Source organism: Paraburkholderia aspalathi (assembly GCF_900116445.1).
Taxonomy (GTDB): domain Bacteria; phylum Pseudomonadota; class Gammaproteobacteria; order Burkholderiales; family Burkholderiaceae; genus Paraburkholderia; species Paraburkholderia aspalathi.
Genome location: NZ_FPBH01000009.1, coordinates 148,658 through 165,913, shown reverse-complemented (window position 1 = coordinate 165,913; position 17,256 = coordinate 148,658). Strand labels below are relative to the sequence as shown.

Annotated in this window: 14 protein-coding genes; 6 read left to right on the top strand and 8 right to left on the bottom strand. The window is 59.7% G+C overall.

Translation table 11 applies throughout. From position 1 onward, the window contains the following. Positions 1–20: 20 nt before the first annotated feature. Positions 21–791, bottom strand: a complete 771-nt coding sequence (locus tag BM438_RS16400; protein ID WP_093635280.1) for an SDR family NAD(P)-dependent oxidoreductase — start codon at positions 789–791, stop codon at positions 21–23. Positions 792–871: 80 nt separating this feature from the next. Further along, on the bottom strand, positions 872–1,645 hold the full coding sequence (locus tag BM438_RS16395; protein WP_093635279.1) for an enoyl-CoA hydratase/isomerase family protein: 774 nt from the start codon (positions 1,643–1,645) through the stop codon (positions 872–874). Positions 1,646–1,851: 206 nt separating this feature from the next. Here BM438_RS16395 and BM438_RS16390 point away from each other — a divergent pair, with 206 nt between their 5' ends. Next, the gene (locus BM438_RS16390) at positions 1,852–2,715 is read left to right on the top strand and encodes an IclR family transcriptional regulator (RefSeq protein WP_167378408.1); all 864 of its coding nucleotides are present in this window, start codon (positions 1,852–1,854) and stop codon (positions 2,713–2,715) included. Positions 2,716–2,762: 47 nt separating this feature from the next. On the opposite strand, the gene BM438_RS16385 is transcribed toward BM438_RS16390, so the two are convergent. From BM438_RS16385 to BM438_RS16365, 5 genes are all read right to left on the bottom strand, one after another. Then, positions 2,763–4,136: an MmgE/PrpD family protein gene (locus BM438_RS16385; protein WP_093635277.1), complete on the bottom strand. Its 1,374-nt coding sequence runs from the start codon at positions 4,134–4,136 to the stop codon at positions 2,763–2,765. 9 nt (positions 4,137–4,145) lie between these two features. Then, on the bottom strand, positions 4,146–6,221 hold the full coding sequence (locus tag BM438_RS16380) for an acetate--CoA ligase family protein (protein ID WP_093635276.1): 2,076 nt from the start codon (positions 6,219–6,221) through the stop codon (positions 4,146–4,148). After that, on the bottom strand, positions 6,218–7,429 hold the full coding sequence (locus BM438_RS16375; RefSeq protein WP_093635275.1) for a CaiB/BaiF CoA transferase family protein: 1,212 nt from the start codon (positions 7,427–7,429) through the stop codon (positions 6,218–6,220). The genes BM438_RS16380 and BM438_RS16375 overlap by 4 nt, the downstream gene beginning before the upstream one ends. A gap of 10 nt (positions 7,430–7,439) precedes the next feature. Next, complete coding sequence (locus BM438_RS16370; RefSeq protein WP_093635274.1) at positions 7,440–8,663, bottom strand: MaoC family dehydratase; 1,224 nt, start codon at positions 8,661–8,663, stop codon at positions 7,440–7,442. A gap of 111 nt (positions 8,664–8,774) precedes the next feature. Then, positions 8,775–10,463: a thiamine pyrophosphate-binding protein gene (locus BM438_RS16365; RefSeq protein ID WP_093635273.1), complete on the bottom strand. Its 1,689-nt coding sequence runs from the start codon at positions 10,461–10,463 to the stop codon at positions 8,775–8,777. A 216-nt stretch (positions 10,464–10,679) separates the two neighbouring features. Between BM438_RS16365 and BM438_RS16360 the strand changes: the two genes are divergently transcribed. The 5 genes from BM438_RS16360 to BM438_RS16340 all read left to right on the top strand — a co-directional run bounded on the left by BM438_RS16360 (position 10,680) and on the right by BM438_RS16340 (position 15,855). Next, a complete protein-coding gene (locus BM438_RS16360; protein ID WP_093635272.1) occupies positions 10,680–11,903 on the top strand; it encodes a CaiB/BaiF CoA transferase family protein in 1,224 nt (407 codons plus the stop codon). A gap of 47 nt (positions 11,904–11,950) precedes the next feature. After that, complete coding sequence (locus BM438_RS16355) at positions 11,951–13,009, top strand: hydroxyacid dehydrogenase (RefSeq protein ID WP_093635379.1); 1,059 nt, start codon at positions 11,951–11,953, stop codon at positions 13,007–13,009. A 173-nt stretch (positions 13,010–13,182) separates the two neighbouring features. Then, positions 13,183–14,688, top strand: coding sequence for an aldehyde dehydrogenase family protein (locus BM438_RS16350; protein ID WP_093635271.1), 1,506 nt, complete (start codon positions 13,183–13,185; stop codon positions 14,686–14,688). Positions 14,689–14,704: 16 nt separating this feature from the next. Next, positions 14,705–15,463, top strand: a complete 759-nt coding sequence (locus tag BM438_RS16345) for an SDR family oxidoreductase (protein ID WP_093635270.1) — start codon at positions 14,705–14,707, stop codon at positions 15,461–15,463. Continuing rightward, positions 15,460–15,855, top strand: coding sequence for a hypothetical protein (locus tag BM438_RS16340; protein WP_143131711.1), 396 nt, complete (start codon positions 15,460–15,462; stop codon positions 15,853–15,855). Before BM438_RS16345 ends, BM438_RS16340 begins: the two co-directional genes overlap by 4 nt. A gap of 98 nt (positions 15,856–15,953) precedes the next feature. Here BM438_RS16340 and BM438_RS16335 read toward each other — a convergent pair whose 3' ends face one another. Continuing rightward, positions 15,954–17,003: a porin gene (locus BM438_RS16335; protein WP_244179384.1), complete on the bottom strand. Its 1,050-nt coding sequence runs from the start codon at positions 17,001–17,003 to the stop codon at positions 15,954–15,956. Between the last annotated feature and the right edge of the window lie 253 nt (positions 17,004–17,256).

Here is a 17,256-nt window from a genome sequence, read left to right as displayed (position 1 = left end):
TCCGGCCCTATCGACACAGTTCAGGTGGTGACGAAGCCACCATTGACCGGTAGCGTTTGCCCGGTAATGAATTCGGCTTCATCGCTGACAAGGAAAGTGACCGCGCCCGCAATATCGCGCGGATGCCCAACCCGGCCGACCGGATATGACTTGATAATCTTCGCCATCATTTCCGGCGGCCGGTTCCGGCTTTGCTGCATGCTACCCTGACCGATTTCGTCCGCCGTTTCCGGAATCGTCATTGCGGGCGACACCGCGTTGACCGTCACGCCGTAGCGCCCCACCTCGTGCGCCAGCGATCGTGTCATGCCGAGCACCCCCCCCTTGGCCGCCGAATAGGCAACCTGCTGGCGCTGCCCCACGCGCCCGGCCTCTGACGCGACGCTCACTATCCGCCCGAAATGCCGCTCAAGCATCCCGGGCAACACCAGGCGCGTCAGGACCAGCGGTGCCAGCAGATTCAGGCGAATTTCGAAGTCCATTTGTGCGAGATCTTTCTGTGCAAACTCGATGCTGTGCACCCAACCCGCGTTGTTCACCAGAATCGCGACCTGCTCTTCGCTAGCGAGACGTTGTCCCAATGCCTGCACTTCGCCGACCTCGCTGAGATCGCAGCCCATCACGCGAATCCTGCCCGGGCGAAGTGCCGCAGTCAGTTGCGCCTGCTCGACATCCTTGTCCACGATGATGACCTGCGCGCCGGAATCGGCGAGCTGCAAGCTGATGCCTCGTCCGATATTCGACGCACCGCCCGTCACCACCGCGGTGCGTTGCTTAAGATCGATGTTCAAAACCTGCCTCCTACTATCTTGCCTCGATCAACTTGCGAGGCAACTGTCGATTTCCGATGTCACGCTTTCGAGGGCGCGCCTTACTTGCCGTGCGCCGCGAAGTGCGCGACGCCACTGTCCATTGCGTCCGATTCACTCCGGTATCGATGCTGGACCCATCGCTCCATCCAGAGGCCTTCTTTCAGCGGCACTTCGAGACCCCGGCGCGCGAGCAGCTTCATCGCAGCCAGCGCACGCCCATCGGTCTTTGCGAGTTCGCGGGCAAGTTCAAGCGTCGTTTCAGCGAGTGCACCGGTGGGGGTCGCGATCGAAACAAGTCCAAGCCGCTCCGCCTCGCGTCCGCTCATGCGACGCCCGGTCAACAGGTAAAACAGTCCGCGTGCGAGCCCGATCTTTCGCGGCAGGCGCTGCGAACCACCGCCGCCCGGCAAAAGATTCCGACGAATGTGCTCGTCGCCGATCTGTGCGTCTTCGGCCGCGACAACGAGGTCGCACGACAACGTTAGTTCCAGGCCGCCCGCAAGCGCGAAACCATGCACTTCAGCAATCACGACCTGATCGGCCGCTTCGAGCGTCTCGCACATCTCCTGCAATCGGTCCTGAAAGTGGAGATGCGCGGCGGCGTCGGCGAGCACACCGCTGCTGAGCCACTTCAAATCGGCACCGGCGCAAAACGCCCGGCCCGAGCCACGGATCACGATCACCCGTATGTCCCGATCCGGTGCGGAACACTCGCGCACGGTCGCCAGCAGGTTTTCGAGCGAAGGACCGTCGAGCGCGTTGAGCCGTTCGGGTCGGTTCAAGGTAAGGATGCGAATTCCCGGATGAGAATCGTCGACAAGTAGGGTTGTCATTTAATCCAATATCAGTAGTTAAACGAATTGCCTCTGGCCTCTCGCGGCGGGCACACTTACTCTAGTGGAGGGCTCGCGCCGCGCCTATCGAACGAAGGCTGCCCGGAGCGGAAAGGTTCACCATATGAACAGGGCGCTCGCATGAGCCAGCGGTTGCCATGTCGGGTCGATGGGATTCTCTTTGTCTAACCAGCGGGCAGGTAAGCATGACGAACCAGTCAAACGACAGTAGGCCGACCGGAACTCAGGCCATCGAGCGCGCGATTCTTCTCCTCAAACTCCTCGCCACGCGCGGGCAATTCGGCTGGGGGCTCACCGATCTTGCGCGCCGCTCGAAGCTCGACAAGGCAACTGTGCATCGCATCATCTGCCGGCTCGAAGCTGATCGGCTGGTCCGGCGCGATCCGGTGAAACACCGTTACTTTCCTGGTCCGATGCTAGTCGAACTGAGCCTGTCGGTGATGTCATATCCCACACTGCTCGATGAGGCACGCTCGACCATCCGCCGCCTGGCGCGGTTAAGCGGTGGCGTGTCGTTCTGCTACCTGCGCAGCGGCGATGATTTTGTCGTCGCGGGACGCGTCGATCAGGAAGTGCATCTGGGGATGCTGAACGAGGTGGGCTACCGGCGTCCTCTGCTGATGTCTGCGGGAGGTGTCGCGATGCTGATCGTGATGCCGGAAGCTGAGCGAGAAATAGTCGTCGAAGCGAACCGGCGCGCGATGACGGAGATGGGAATCGCGCAGATCGAGCGCTTCGAGCATATGCTCGGACGATCGCTCAATCTGGGCTATTCGGCGAACCTCGCCGACGTGGCGCCAGGCATCCATTCGTTCGGCGTCGCGATACTGGATTGCGCCGGCGCGCCGGTAGCGTCAATCTCGGTTGCGGGCAATCCCGACCGGTTCCCGGTGGCGTCGGGACAACGCTTCGCCGATCTGTTGACGCTCGAAGCCATTCGACTCGGAGAATTGATGCCAGTGTCGCCGGTGGCACCCACATCACTGATGTCTGTGTCACCGGCGACACTGGTTCAATCGGTCATCGAAAGCGCCGCTGCGGCGGTCTAGCAGACTTCGCGGCGTGGTATCGCGTCATTGACGCGGCCCGCGCAGGTTCACGCGTGCAGAGGAAGATTCTTCAGTGCGTGCACGACAGCGCTAAAGCGTTGCTCGCTGTCGATCTGGCGTAATACGTCCCAAAGCGGATCGAGCGCATCCTGCGACGCCGCGCGAGACGCGCAATCGTTGAATTTCCCGCGCAGGCGTTCCGGCGAAAACCAGCGTGCGGGCTTTCCCTGCGCAAGCGGCACGAATCGCGTGAGGCGCGCGCCGTCTTCGGTTTCCACACTGACTTCTGTCGCGAACTCGTTGTCGTCTTTCCATCGGTCATCGAGTTCCATGGTCACGTTCGGAATCAGCGCCCTTATCCGCGGATCGTTCACGTTCGCGTCGCTGAACGTGGAAAGCCTCACGTCGCCGTAAAGCAGCGCGACGGCCACACAGAAATGCAAGCTGAATTTCGCTTCCAGTGCCGAATCCGGCATCACATGAATCAGTGGCGAGAAAGCCATATCGCAGACACCGACGCGAACCGAGCGGATCGCGCGTCCTTCGAGAATCCGGTGCAGTTGCTCTGCCGCCTCGATGCCTGGATGCGTCGCCCCACATGCGGCATAGGGTTTGAGTGCGAGGCCGTGTTCAGTGAGGATTTCCGGCACGATGCCCATTTCACATAGCGGCTTCGCGTCGAAACCGATGCCGTCGTTGAATACCGCAAGGAAGCCACGTTCGTGTTCGAGCGAATGCTCGCTTGCGGTGAACCCGGAACGCGCGAGCAGCGCGGCAAGCACGCCGTTACGGGCGGCCTGCCCAGCATGCAGCGGCTTGGTCATGCTCCCGAAGTTGGCGCGCAACCCGCTTGCCGACGATGCGGCAATGCCGAATGCCATAACCATCTGCGCTTCGCTAAGCCCGAGCAATCGCCCCGCCGATGCAACCGCCGCCAATGCACCGAACGTACCCGTGGTGTGCCACCCACGTTTGTAGTGCTGCTTATTCAGCGCGCGCCCCAGCTTCCCGAAACATTCGAAGCCGACGATATACGCATCGATCACGTCCCGGCCATTTATATCGACCAATGGCGCAAGCGCAAGCATCGTCGAGACTAGCACGGCGCTCGGATGCGCGTACGCGGGGTGATTGGTATCGTCAAAGTCGAGTGCGTGCGCGATCGTGCCGTTGTAAAGCGCCGCGTCTGAGGGGGACGCGTAACGGCTTGTGCCGACGAGCAAGGACGGCGTCTGCGCGTGAAACGCATCGAACGCCGGTAGCGTAGCGAGCAGTGGCCCGGCGAGCGCTTCCCGGCTGCCCGCCAGCATGCAACCCATGCAGTCGATCAACGCATCCCGCGCCCGTTCACGCGCAAGCGAATCGAACGTATGGCGACCGATAGCGAATTGCGCCATCGCGTAGGTGACATCAAAACTCATCGTCGTTCCTCATGACTTGAAAAGAGCATCGACCGCGACAACACCCTGCCCCTCGGGCAACACAATCAGTGGATTGATTTCAATCTCGAAGGGTGCAGGCGTGGTTGCAAGGAATGCATCCCCAAAGCTCACAGCGGCCTGCACCAGCGCATCGATATCAGCCGCAGGCTTGCCACGAAAACCCGCCAGCAACGTAGACAAGCGCAGTGGCTTCAGCGCCTCACGAACTGCGCAGGTATCGGTTGGCAGTGTCAACCAGCCGACGTCGCCGAACAGTTCGATTGCCGTGCCGCCCAGACCAATTGCCATGACCGGCCCAAAGTCCGGATCGCGCATGGCGGCGAGAATGGCTTCGACACCGTGGGCTGCCATCTGCTGAACGAGCACACCCGCATCTTGCCGTCCAAGCAGCCAGCGAATGCGCTCGGCTTCGACATCGACGGTACCGGGGTCACGTACGTTCAACGCAAGCAGGCCCAGTTCAGTCTTGTGATCGGAGTCTTCGGGCAACGCTTTTACGGCCACCGGAAACACCAACTCCTGGCACGTCGCGCCCGCCGGCATACCAGGTCCGACGATGCGCCACGGCGGTGGTGTACATCCTGCCTGAGCCAGCCAATCGGCCATCTGCGGCCACGACACGGGTAGCGCCAGTGGGGCGGTGTCGCGCAGTTCGCTCTGCACAGTCACCTCAGCACGCCTGCACGCCTGAAAGAGCCAGCCAAGATAACGTGCGGCCTCCGCGGGATCTCGCGCGCAAACGATTCGTTGTGCGCGAAGCACTGCCTGATCGGCAGAGGACAAAGCATCACCAAGAAATGTCGCAATGATGGGCAAATTCGTATCACGCGCGATAGCGCCGAGCAGATCCACACGCTCCATCACGTCGCGCGGGCCCCGATTGGCAACCTGAACAATCAATGCTTCGCTATTGGGATCGCCTGCTATCGCGCGAAGACACGTATCGAAAAGACCCGGATGCGACAGCACCTGTCCGGTCAGATCGGTTGGATTTTCGACACCGCCGAATTCTGGCAATGCGTTCGTCAGTACCTTGACTGTTTCGCGCGTAAAGGTTGCGAGCGCCACGCCGTGTGCGTCGAGATGATCCGCGGTCATCGCTCGCGTGCCGCCGGGGATGCTGAAAACAGACACACCGCCATGCGCACCTCGCGCCGGCGGCAGTGGCGCAATGGCGAGCACTTTCGTCGCTGCGATCAGATCGGTCAGGCTGTCCACCAGCACTGCGCCCGCGCGCCTCAACAGATGTTGATACACGATGCTAGCGGACGCGATCTTGCCTGTGTGCGACGCTGCTGCTTTCGCACCGGCATGCGTGTTGCCCGATTTGAGTGCAACAATACGCATGCCTTTCGCAGTCGCCCGCTCGATTGCATTCAACAGGCGCTTGCCGTCACGCAAACCTTCGATGAACAGCGTCACGACTTCGACGTCATCCTGTTCGATCATCCATTCCAGATAATCAGAAATCGTCAAGACCGTTTCATTGCCGACCGATACGACATATGCGCAGCCAACGCTGTCGTCCTGGAGATGACGAGCTAGCGCACCGGCCATCGCACCACTCTGCGACAGGATCGCGATGGGCGCGTGATGTAGTTGGTCGCGCCGCGCCGCCGACCCGAACGTCAGCAGCAAGCGCGAACGAACCGACCATAACCCCTCACAGTTTGGCCCGACGATCACAACACCGGTCTCTTCTGCCGCGCGTTTGAGGTCGTTTGCGATGGTTTCGCCGTCGTCCGTCTCCTCGAAACCCGAACTCGGAATCACGCACGCGCGAATTCCCTTGGCCGCACACTCGCGCACCGCTTCCGCACATGCACTGGCAGGCAACATGATCATCGCGACATCAGGCACGGCAGGTAACGCGTCGATGCGCGGATAGGCACGCATGCCCTGTACTTCGGCGCGCTTCGGATTGACGGGATAAACCTCGCCGGTAAAGCCCGTCTGACGCAGGATCTGCAACGGCGCGCCAGTCATTTTCTTTGGATCGCCCGACACGCCGATCAGTGCGACCGAGCGTGCGCGAAACAAGGGATCTAGCGGTGAGCGTGTCATATCACCTTCCGTTCGCGCAACGACGCGATCGCGTCCGGCGAGCGCCCGAGCAGTTGCGCAAGCACTTCGTCCGTGTGTTCGCCAAGCATCGGCGGTGGCTTACGAATGTCGCCACCGCAGTCGGAGAAGCGGAACGGCACGCCCAGTTGCGACAGTTTGCCAAGTGCAGCATGTTCGACGGTTTTCACCATGTCTGGCGACGTCGTCTTCAATTCCTCAAACGCGTCGCTGAGTTCGTTGACCGGCGCGCATGGCACATCGGCGGCTTCGAGGATTTCGATCCAGCGCGCGCAGGTCTGCTGACGAAACACGGCAGACAATGCATCGACCATCTCAGCGCGATTGAGGACACGGCTCTGATTGGACGCGAAGCGCTCGTCGACGGCGAGGCTGGAACAGCCAATCGCATCGCACATTGTCCGATATGTTTTGTTAGTCCCCGTCGCGACGACAACGAAACCGTCGCTGGTTGGAAACGCCTGATATGGCACCAGTTGCGGATGGCCCGACCCCAATGGCCGCACATTCGCGCCACCATCCATCACCGCAACCGAGTAGTTGATCAGCAGACTCATCGTCGCATCGAGCAACGAGACGCTGACCTCCTGCCCACGTCCGGTCCGCTCACGATCGAACAACGCGGCGAGCAACCCGGCGACAAGATAGATGCCGCCGCCGAAATCCGCGATCGATGCTCCCGGCCTCAACGGCTCATCGCTATTAACCGCCCCTGTGATACGCATCACGCCCGAACGCGCCTGCACCGCGATGTCCATACCGGCTTTTTCCGAGAGTTCGCCGCTTGCCCCGTATGCGGAAATGTTCGCGTAGATCAGTTTCGGATTGAAGCGTTTCAGGCTTTCGTAGTCGAGGCCGAGACGCTGTGTCACGCCGGGGCGGAAATTCTGCACGACTACGTCCGCCCATGCCGCGAGTTCCTCGCACAGCTTGCGACCGTCTTCACTTTTCATTTCGATCGCCACACTACGCTTGTTGCGGTTGACCGCGAGGAAGTAGTCGCCACCGACACGTGGGATATCGCTATGGAATTTCTCGCTGACATTCATGTAGCGGGTCGCGTCGCCCCGTTCGGGTTTTTCGATCTTGACGATGTCGGCACCGAGATCGCCAAGCACCATCGTGCAATAGGGTCCCGCGACACCGTGCGTCAGATCGAGTACCTTAATTCCTTCAAGAGGTCTACGCATCGTTGCTTCCTTAGCATGTGAGCGTGATATCGCGCGACGGCAGTCGCACGGTTGCTTCACCACGGCAATTGCGCTCGCCGCGCTGGTTTTCGCCCCACCAGCTCACGTCGATCAATGCTTCGCCACCTTCCACTGAACTCGTCTTGCGCTTGCCGGTGATTTCGCCTGTCAGGCGCGTCAGATCACCGACCAGATTCGGCTTTGTCACGCGCCCGTCAAGACGGCGGACAAAGCCGCGGTCGCCGCACCAGTTGGTAAGCAGATGCCCAGCCCAGCTGATGCGCTGCCAACCCTGGTCGTAGGCGCCAGGCATGCCGATCTCGTGCGCAATCTCGACGTCGAAGTGACCTGCGGCCGGGTGCATGGGGACGTTACGCGCCGGCGAGTAGTACACGTTGCGCGGATGGCGGTCGCGATCGGCAAACGCCAGCTTCATCACGTTGTAGACCGTGCGCCGCCCTGAATAGAATCCGACAATATCGACCAGCGTGAGCGGGCCTTTCAGCACGGTCGGCAGTTGGTCGCCGATCTGCACATCTTCCCAGTACAGCGTGTCGTTGCCGCGGCGGTACTCGTTGCGATAACCGTTGGCGATGGCCTCAATTTCGTCGTCCGTATAACGGTAGGGCGGCGGAAGCTCCTTCTTGTCATCGACCGCAAATTTGAAGCCCCCGCCACTGCGTTTGCGAGGCACGCGGTAGATGTCACCCTCGTATCGCGTCACGAGCTGATTGTGCTGGTTTGTATACAGCACTTCTCCTACCTGATTGACGTACCGGGCAATGTTCGATCCTTCCTTGATCTGCACATCGATCAGCCGCGCACGTGCCGTGATCGTGTCGCCTGCCTTGACCGGAAGAAAATGCTCAAAGCGTGAACCCGCGAAAATCCATTGAATGCCAGGCAAGCCGGGCGCGACGATGCCACTGTCGATCGTGTACAGGAATGTCGGCGGTGCGACTACCGTTCCCCACGTACTGCGTTTTGCATAGTCGGACTCGGAGAAAAGCGGATTGTCGTCGCCGACGCTGTAGCGCGCCCAGCGCCGGATATCGTGAACCGACAACGGCTCGTAAATCGCCGGCGTATGCACGTCGCGCCGTAGCCAGACGCCGATCAGCTTGCGGGCGTCTTCAATCTGATCGTCGGTAAGGCTCGGAGAATCCTCGCCGCTTCGTATCATGCGTGGCGCTGCTTTCTTCGAGGCATCATGCGTGATGTCGTCGGTTTTCATTTACCATGCCTTTTCTATTTATTACGTCATGCAAAATATAATGATCGGACCTTCTTTGAATCGACGGTCCATCTGCTTGTCGGCCTGGAGTGCGACAGATGGTGCGCATTTTCAGCGTTTGCGTCGCTCGTACTCGATCGTTTCGAGCAGGAATGGCGCGGCAACACTCGCGTTGATTTTGCAATCAAGCAGGATTGGGCCAGATTGGCTCGCAAGCAGCGGCTCGAGCGCGCGTAATTCGTCGAGTGTGCGTACCGTTTCAGCCTGAAAACCGACCGCCTGCGCAATGGGGGCGAAATCGAGATCGGCAAACACCGATTTCGCAACCGGCATTGAACGCATCTTCAGATAGTGCAGTTCGGCGCCGTACGCACCGTCGTTCATGACAACGATGATGAGCGGAATATCCTCGCGTACTGCTGTCTCGAGTTCGCCAAGCGTCATCAGGAAACTGCCGTCGCCGACAAACAGCACGGTCGGCTGATCGACACGCGCACACGCAAAACCGAGTGCCGTTCCAAAACCCATGCCAATCGACGAGAAATCTCCAGCATGTTTGATGTGTGCCGGCCCCGGCACAGAGATATAAGGCGCGATCTGCAGAAAGTTGCCAGAGTCGTACACGATATTGCGTTCCGTTGGCAACAAGCGGTCGAGTTCCAATGCCAGCGAACGCGGGTCCATCGTGCGCGGAGTGTTAGCAGGTTCGAATTCGCTTTGCAGCTTGAAGTCGGCGAGCCACTGCCGGTTCGCCGCGCCATGCAGTGGCTTCTGATCGGCGCTACGAGGCGGCAGGACTTCAAAAAGCTGTTCGGCAGCCTGTTTCACGTCCGCGACAACCGCGACGTCCGCGTGGAACCAGCGTCCAATGTTTTCCCGATGCGTGTCCACGTGAATCAACGGCACGTCATTTGGCAGCGACGTGCCAAAGCTCGTCGTGCGCTGATTCAAGCCGGCGCCAAATGCGACGATGCAATCAGCCTGATCGATCAGCCGTCGTCCGCCGGCATGGGAAAACGAACCGATAATGCCGACGTCGAACGCATAGCCGCGGAACATGTCCTTGGCCTTGAACGTCGTGCCGGTGCATGCGCCGACCTTGTCGGCGAGCCGGATCAACGCGTCCCGCGCGCCGGCGCGATGCGCGCCGAGCCCCGCGACGAACACCGGGTGCTGGCTACGTTTGAGAATATCCGCGGCAGCGTCGATAGCAGCGGCACGCGTGGGCTTTGGTGCACTGCCGGCGACAGATCCGCGCGGCGCCGTTTCGACATCCTCGACCGCGCCATATTGCACATTCATAGGCAGCAGCAGCGCGACCGCGCCATATGCGGTGGCAGCAAGCGCGGTGGCCAATGCCTGACGCGCACCACCGGATTCAGTCGCGACAATCGTCTTGACGCCCGCCGCGTTCAACACGGCGGTGCTATTGAACCCTTTGCTATCTGGTCCGTATCCGGACGGCGGCGCCCAGGCCACCGAGGCTTCGCCAAGCACGATCAGCACGCGTGATCCACTGCGCTGCGCATAGGTTACGCCGTGCAACCCGTTTGCGGTGGCGGGTCCGCGCCCCAGTATCACGATCCCCGTTTCGCCCGTGGCGGCCGCATAACCCTCGGCCATCGCGACGGCGTTGTTCTCATGGCGTGCGCCGTAAAAACGAACCCCCATTCCGTCGAGGGTCGCCACCAGCAAGGCGGTATCGTCGCTCATCAGACCGAATACTGACGTCACGCCGGCGTTCTTAATGTCGATCGCCAGCCACTCGTATGCCGGTCTCTGGATTACGGATGATGTCACGCGTTGTCTCCCTGGTTCGTTGAATCGAAAGACTACCTCCGGTGGGCCACCGCAACGGCGCGTTGCCGACCGTCCGGTTCACGATATGAACCACCCCTCGCGGAACGCAGAGAAACCGCTTGTTTCACCATCTGAACCGCGTGGCCGTCGGCCGACACTGCGCGCCTGCCGACCTTCATATAGTTGGAACTCCTTTGTTCTGTTCACGGAAAACTAATGACACAGCAGTGCAACGCGTCGCACGGCGATCAGCCGGCGGGACCGCTCGCCGGCATCAAGGTGGTCGAAATTGCGTCGATCGTGCTCGGACCGCTCGCCGCCCAATATCTCGGCGACATGGGCGCCGACGTCATCAAGATCGAACCACCCGAAGGCGACCTGACGCGTTCGCTCGGGCCGCAGCGCAATAAGGGCATGTCGGCGGTATTCATCAATTGCAATCGCAACAAGCGCAGCGTCGTGCTCGACCTCCGCATCGAGGCTGATCAGCGCAAACTGCATCAGATCGTCGCCAGTTGCGATGTCGTCGTTCATTCGATCCGCACCCAGGCGGCACGACGGATGGGCATCAGCTATGAGGCGCTCTCGCGTCTCAATCACCGGCTGATTTATTGCCATCTCAAGGGTTTCTCCGACGAGGGCGTCTACGCCGGCAAACCCGCTTACGACGATGTCATCCAGGCGCTGTCCGGCATCGCGTCGCTGCAGACTTCGATCGTCGGCGAGCCTCGTTACGTACCGACCATCTTCGCCGACAAGGTCAGTTCGCTGCATGCAGCCTATGCGGTGATGCTTGGCCTCTACCATCGCAGCAACACAGGTCTCGGTCAGCAGATTACCGTGCCCATGTTCGAGGCGATTGCGGCTTTCAACGCAGTCGAACATCTATGGGGTGCGACGTTCGAACCACCCATTTCGTCGATGGGGTACGAGACGATCGTGAAGGCAGCGCGCCGCCCTTATGCGACAAAAGACGGTCACATAGCGTTCCTGCCCTATACCGACGCACACTGGCAACGTTTTTTCGAAGCGACGGGTGCACTTGAGTTGATCGAGGACGAGCGCTTCTGCAACTACCCCGCCCGGCAAAAGCACTTTCAGGCCGTATGGTTACACGTCACGGAGCAGCTCGCGCTGAAGACGAACGCGGAATGGATGAGCCTGTTCGGCAACGACATGCCGATCGCGGTCGTCAACACACTTGATGACCTTCTTAAAGATCCGCATCTCGAGAGTGTCGGCTTCTGGGAATTCCGCGAGCATCCGAGCGAAGGGCTCTTGCGTTTTGCACGCAGCCCGTTCGAGATGGACGATTGCCCGCCGTCAATCCGTCGTCTGCCCCCGACGCTCGGCCAGCACACAACTGAAGTGTTCGACGAATTTGGCGTCGAAACAGTTGCCAGCAATCAGGGCGGCGCGGCAGCGCTGGCACAACCTTGAGCGGAGAAAGCCACGCCCACTCTGTGCAACGTATTGCCGGTGATCATATGACAACCGGCCACTGGAATATCGTCCGGTTTGACCTGCCGTTGGACTCGAGCTTCGACCGTTTGCTCGACGAAGCGCCCAGCGTGCGCGTCAGGATATGTGACCCGCACGGGGATGAACGGACGACGCAGGCGGTGCTCAGTGCGCTATCCATCGCGCACGGCTATCACGTTTCGTCGGCGAAAGACGAACTTCCCGCACGCTGGTTCGTCACTGAAGCGCTGCTTGAACGCTGTCCGCAGTTGCTATGGGTCACCACGTATGGCGCTGGCTACGATACCGTCGACGTCAACGCCTGCACGCGCGCGGGCGTCTGCGTCGTCAATCAGGCTGGCAGCAACGCGGTAGCCGTAGCGGAGCATACATTTGGATGCCTGTTGGCGCTGACTCGCCGGATTGTCGAATGCAATCAGCAATTGCGTCTCGGTGGTCACTTTTCCAGACACGACTTTATCGGGCGGGACCTAAGTGGACTCACGCTGGGCATTGTGGGTATCGGACATGTCGGGAAACGGGTGGCGGCACTGGCACGCGCTTTCGGCATGAACGTGATCGCAGCTGATCCGCTCGTCGACGAAGCAACGATCCGTGCGCGCGGTGCCAAGCCGGCTTCTCTGGAGACGCTGCTGGGCCTCGCCGACGTCGTGTCGCTACATTGCCCGCTCAATGCCGGAACGGCTGGGCTTATCGATCGCGCGGCATTCGAACGCATGAAGCCCGGTTCACTTTTTATCAGCACTGCACGCGGCGGTGTGCATGACGAAGCTGCTCTGTACGACGCGCTGCAACAGGGCCATCTGGCCGGCGCGGCGCTCGACGTGTGGTCGAGCGAACCGCCGGCCCCGGATCATCCATTGCTTAGCCTCTCCAATGTCGTCGCCACTTATCACATTGCCGGCGTCACGACGGGTGCGCGGCAGGCAATGGCGTCGACGGCGGCCGGACAGATTGTTCAGTTGACGCAGGCGGAGCCGCCAGCAAACCTCGTCAACCGCGAAGTATGGCCCGCCTGTGCACGCCGCATCGATCTTGCCCGCCAGAGCCTGGGTCGTGCGTGAACGACAGGACGGTCCGGTTCATATTGTGAGCCGGTGCGCGGCCCGGCATGCCGCAACGCCTTGTGTTCGCATACGTCGGCGTATTCAATGGTGACTCGCTATCAGGACATCGAAGGAACGTTCAGTCGATGCCGATCTTAAGGTGCACCCAGCAACAAACCCCTCGCACCACCATGGAGACACGAGTGACCGATCAATCCGCCCCGTTTGCCAGTCCGCAATTCATCAATCCCGACACGCCCAGACTTCTGCTGATCGATGGCCAATGGCGACCGTCCGCTAGCGGCAAAACCTTCTCCACATCGGACCCCTCCACCGGCCGAATCGTCGCGTCGATTGCGGAAGGCAGTGAACGCGATGTAGACATGGCGGTGGCCGCCGCGCGACGCGCATTCGAAGGCGCCTGGCGCAAGTTCAAACCGTTCGAACGCCAGCGGTTGTTGCTGCGACTGGCCGATCTCGTCGACGAGCACTTTGAAGAACTGGCAACTATTGAAACCATCGACATGGGCGCGCCGATCACTCGCACCCGCGGTGGCCGTCAACGCGTCGTGGGCCTGATCCGGTTCTACGCCGGTCTTGCCACAGCGATTCATGGCGAAACGATCGAAAACTCGATCGCTGGCGAAGTGTTTTCGTACACCCTGAAAGAACCCGTCGGCGTCGTCGGCGCAATCGTGCCCTGGAACAGTCCAATCGGCCTCGGCATCTGGAAAATCGCGCCTGCACTGGCAACCGGCTGTACGGTTGTTCTAAAGCCCGCTGAGCAGGCCTCACTGTCGTTACTACGCCTGGGTGAACTGATCTGTGAAGCGGGCTTCCCCGACGGGGTGTTCAACGTCGTGACGGGATTCGGCAACGTCGGCGCTGCGCTTTCCGCGCATCCGGACGTGAACAAGATTACGTTTACCGGATCGACCGAAACAGGCCAGGCGATCATTCGCGCATCCGCCGGCAATGTCAAACGCTTGTCTCTGGAATTAGGAGGTAAATCACCCGATATCGTATTCGCCGATGCCGATATCGAAGCGGCCGCGTTAGGCGCTGCAAACGCGGTTTTCGTCAATAGCGGGCAGATGTGCATCGCCGGCTCACGCCTCTACGTCGAACACGGCATCTACGATGAATTCGTTGCCCGCGTCGCCGAATACGGCGCAAACATGCGCGTCGGGGCGCCACTCGATCCAGACACACAGATGGGACCACTCGTGTCGGGCGAACAATTGGACCGCGTGACCGGCTATATGGCCGCTGGCGTGCGAGAAGGAGCAAGGGCCGTCACCGGAGGCGCCCGTTTGCACGGTGCGGCGTGGTCTCAGGGCTTTTTCGTACCGCCAACAGTGTTTGCGGGCGTCAAGGACAGCATGTCGATCGCACGTGAAGAGATCTTCGGGCCAGTGATCAGCGCAATGCCGTTTACCGATATCGACGATGTCATTCACCGCGCCAACGATACAGCATTCGGTCTCGGCAGTGGCGTCTGGACGCGCGATGTCGGCAAGGCGCATCGCGTATCGGCAGCGATCCAGTCGGGCACTGTATGGGTGAACTGCTATTTGCCGCTGGACCCAGCCGTACCGTTCGGCGGCTACAAGATGAGCGGCTACGGTCGAGAGTCGGGCATCCATCATGTCGACGAGTTTCTCAACGTCAAGTCGGTCTTTCTCAAGACCGCATAATCAAAAGGAGACCAGTATGCGATTTTCCAGAAGGACGGTCATCGTAACGGGTGCCGCTTCCGGCTATGGCGCAGGTATTGCCGCGCGGTTCGCCGGCGAAGGCGCCAACGTCGTCGTAGCGGATCTGAACGCCGACAATGGACTACGGGTAACGGAATCGATCCAGTCAGACGGCGGCAATGCGACCTTTGTGCGCGCTGACGTGTCAAACATGAATGACGTCACAGCATTGCTGTCGAAGTCGCTTGACGCATATGGCAGCGTACACGCCGTCATCAACAACGCAGGTACCACACATCGAAGAAAGCCCCTTTGTGATGTCACCGAAGAGGAGTTCGACAGGCTGTTTTCGGTCAACGTAAAGAGCCTGCTTATTTCCGCAAAGGTGATGGTGCCGTATTTCCGTAGCGTAAAGGCCGGCGTATTCGTCAACGTCGCCTCGATCGTTTCATTCCGGCCGCCGCCTGGTCTTGCCTGGTATGCAGGCAGCAAGGCAGCGGTAGTCAATATAAGCCGCGCAATGGCCGCTGAACTGGGTCCTGACAACATACGCGTGAATTGCGTAAATCCCGCCGTCGGCGACACAGGCCTGCTGGCAGAGTTCATGGGGGAGCCAGATACGCCTGAGCTCCGGACAAAATACGCGTCGATGATTCCACTCGGCCGCTTCACCACACCGGATGACGTAGCCGGCGCTTGCCTCTACCTGGCATCGGACGACGCCAGATTCGTCACCGGCACTTCGATCGACGTCGACGGCGGTCGATCCGTATGAGCGGCGTGCGATCAAGATGTCCCACGAACATTGGACAAGAGACCAATATGAATAAACGTAGATTCACCGGCATTTCAACACTGGTAATCGCGCTGCTATGTGTCGCCGCGCCTCCCGAAACCCGCGCCGACGATAGCGCCAGCGCAGCGGCTGTCACAACGTCGAACGCCGCATCGTCACCGCAGCAGATTCGTCGTGCGCAGCGCAAGGCAGCACGAGCTAAAAAGAAAGCCCAACTGGAAGCGGAAAGGCAGAGGTTGCAGAAAAATGGCTATCAGGCGAGCGATCAGGACGTCGACACACCCAAAGCAATTCAGGACGCGCAAAACAACGCAGCAGCAAAAGTAGACGCCAAACGCAAAGCCGCTTCTGGCGCCGAAGTGAACCGCTAACCTCACCGGCTCGTCTCATTGCTCACTGAAGATGAAGAAGGCCTTCTGCATGACCTGAGAAGGCCTCCTCTTATGATCATCACACCAGGCACGTGATTCTAGAAGCGCGATAGAATCCCGACGCCAAGCGTCTGACCACTCGATAGTCCCGTGAAATGATCGTACGCGTACGCCGCATAGATTTCAGTACGCACCGAAAGCGGATAGTCATACATCAATGCGGCGATGTTGCGTGTCTTACCCTGCCCGACAGTTCCTTGCGAATTTTCTGAATACACATATGACCCTTTGACTGTCCCCACTCCCACCGGGATCGTAAAGCCGACCTGGCCCGTGTTATTCGACATGCCGCCCAACTTGACGTTGTCCTTCAGATACAGATATTCACCATAGAGTTTGAACAGCGAGAAGTCGTACGCAACGTTGACCTCAGCAACCGACTGGCTGGTCAAGCCGGCAACGGACGCACCAAGATCATCTGCGGTCAGGTTGTACTTGATCGTTTGATAGACGATGCTGGATGAGAAACGCCCGTTGTAGTACGCAGCACTGAGCGACCATTTGTTCTGCCCTGCTTCGCCCGCTGCGCCGCCGAACGCGTACAACGCGGAGCCGACAAAGCCCTTGAGATTCGGACTTACATAGCGCACCGCGTTGTTCCAGTCCGAGTCGCCTAAAACGGTCTGGTTTCCGACGCCATTGAATACCCGGGTAATCATTGGCGAAAAGACTGTTGAGTCTCCCATTGGATTGAACGACACGCTGTTGTAGTTGATAAGCGTGGCCATCCGTCCGGCCGTGACTGTCCCCCACGGCGCCTCGATACCCGCGTAGGAGTTGCGTGAGAAGAACGAGTCACCGTTATAGCGTCCATATGCGCCGCTCGTCATACGGAGAAACGCCTGCAGCGTGAAGATCGCGTAGTACCCGCTGCCCAGGTCTTCACGACCTTTGAACCCGAGAAATGCAGGGGAGTCGCCAGAGTTGCCAAGCACGACGGCCGTTTTTCCACCGAGCGGCTTCTGCATACCCACCCATTCGTCAGCAGCACCATATAGTGTCACGCTGGATTGCGCAGCGGCAGGAGAAGCAATGCATAACTCGCAGAACGCCAGTGCGCCGGCCGTGTAAAGAATCGACTTTTTCATACGTCTCCAAAGTTGTTTTTTAGTCGTCATTGGTGGCTCGACTGAGCACTCGCGAACGATGATCAACCGAAAAGACGCTGCGAAAACATCGACTCCATCAAGATTTCACACAATGTGAACCGTTGCATCTAAGCGCGAAAATATGCGAGTTTTATAAAAAAATCGAAGAAGAGACCTGCTTACCGTATTTGTTGACTGATGCAGTGACGGCAAGCCGACCAGACGCGATCCATACGAGTCGATCGCTCAGACG

What these genes read in the sequence shown, in the direction of transcription:
- BM438_RS16395 (WP_093635279.1), bottom strand. Translation starts at nt 1,645, where the DNA reads ATGACAACCCTACTTGTCGACGATTCTCATCCGGGAATTCGCATCCTT.
- BM438_RS16390 (WP_167378408.1), top strand. Translation starts at nt 1,852, where the DNA reads ATGACGAACCAGTCAAACGACAGTAGGCCGACCGGAACTCAGGCCATC.
- BM438_RS16385 (WP_093635277.1), bottom strand. Translation starts at nt 4,136, where the DNA reads ATGAGTTTTGATGTCACCTACGCGATGGCGCAATTCGCTATCGGTCGC.
- BM438_RS16380 (WP_093635276.1), bottom strand. Translation starts at nt 6,221, where the DNA reads ATGACACGCTCACCGCTAGATCCCTTGTTTCGCGCACGCTCGGTCGCA.
- BM438_RS16375 (WP_093635275.1), bottom strand. Translation starts at nt 7,429, where the DNA reads ATGCGTAGACCTCTTGAAGGAATTAAGGTACTCGATCTGACGCACGGT.
- BM438_RS16370 (WP_093635274.1), bottom strand. Translation starts at nt 8,663, where the DNA reads ATGAAAACCGACGACATCACGCATGATGCCTCGAAGAAAGCAGCGCCA.
- BM438_RS16360 (WP_093635272.1), top strand. Translation starts at nt 10,680, where the DNA reads ATGACACAGCAGTGCAACGCGTCGCACGGCGATCAGCCGGCGGGACCG.
- BM438_RS16355 (WP_093635379.1), top strand. Translation starts at nt 11,951, where the DNA reads ATGACAACCGGCCACTGGAATATCGTCCGGTTTGACCTGCCGTTGGAC.
- BM438_RS16350 (WP_093635271.1), top strand. Translation starts at nt 13,183, where the DNA reads ATGGAGACACGAGTGACCGATCAATCCGCCCCGTTTGCCAGTCCGCAA.
- BM438_RS16345 (WP_093635270.1), top strand. Translation starts at nt 14,705, where the DNA reads ATGCGATTTTCCAGAAGGACGGTCATCGTAACGGGTGCCGCTTCCGGC.
- BM438_RS16340 (WP_143131711.1), top strand. Translation starts at nt 15,460, where the DNA reads ATGAGCGGCGTGCGATCAAGATGTCCCACGAACATTGGACAAGAGACC.
- BM438_RS16335 (WP_244179384.1), bottom strand. Translation starts at nt 17,003, where the DNA reads ATGAAAAAGTCGATTCTTTACACGGCCGGCGCACTGGCGTTCTGCGAG.